The organism is Chromobacterium sp. CCUG 76385 (assembly GCF_059916625.1).
The window spans coordinates 1-893 of sequence record NZ_JAUCGU010000072.1; the positions used below are offsets into that span (position 1 = coordinate 1).

Consider the following 893-nt stretch of genomic DNA (forward strand, 5'->3'; position numbering starts at 1 on the left):
GCCAAGGCCAACTGCAGCCATCTGGAATCGCCGGAATACCCGTCCAAGGCCCAGGAAGACGAAATCCAGGGCGTGGTGAACGTGGTGTTCAGCGTCGGCGCCAGCGGCAAATACAGCGGCGACGCCAGCTTCAATTTCAGCGGCGACATCCCGCCGCGTTATCGCAGCGCGTTCAAAGCCGCCATTACTACCGCATTGCAGGGTTACACCTGCCAGGCCAATTCCCAATTGAAACAGGAATTCGGCTTCAAAATGGACTCTGGCTCCTAAGACCAGGGCCTCTCAAGACACAAAGGAGCAAATACCATGACCAAGATCACTCGCGCATTTCTGGGCAAAGTCCTGGGCGCTGCCGCCGCGCTGAGCGCGCTGCCGGCACTGGCGGCCGAAACCGTCAGCACCTCCAATCCGTACGGCATCGACGCGCTGTGGTCGCAAGGCGACTTCGTGGCGAAGGGTACGCTGATCATCCTGCTGATCATGTCCGCCTCCACCTGGTATGTGGGCATCGTCAAGCTGCTGGAACAACGCCGCCTGATCAAGCAGGGGCATGAACTGCTGGGCCACCACGGCGTGGACCTGCAAAAAGCCGCCAGCGAGCTGGCCGACGAAGGCATGTACAGCGCCGTGGCCGTCGCCGGCATCGAAGCCGCGCGCGAACACAAAGGCGAACTGGCCAACCGCGTCGATCTGAACACCTGGGTGGCGATGGCCATCTCCGACGCGGTCGACTCCGCCAGCCACCACATGCAAAACGGCCTGTCGGTGATCGCCACCGTGGGTTCCACCGCGCCGTTCGTCGGCCTGTTCGGCACCGTCTGGGGCATCTACCACGCGCTGGTGAAGATCGGCACCTCCGGCCAAGCCTCCATCGACAAAGTGGCCGGCCCGGT

1 protein-coding gene and 1 pseudogene are annotated in these 893 nt (G+C 62.6%); both read left to right on the plus strand.

All coding sequences use genetic code 11. The features are described from left to right. A pseudogene (locus tag QUG01_RS19910) lies at positions 1-270 on the plus strand (hypothetical protein); the annotation flags it as partial. A gap of 36 nt (positions 271-306) precedes the next feature. Continuing rightward, a partial coding sequence (locus tag QUG01_RS19915; RefSeq protein ID WP_500831606.1) for a MotA/TolQ/ExbB proton channel family protein occupies positions 307-893 on the plus strand: 587 nt, incomplete at its 3' end.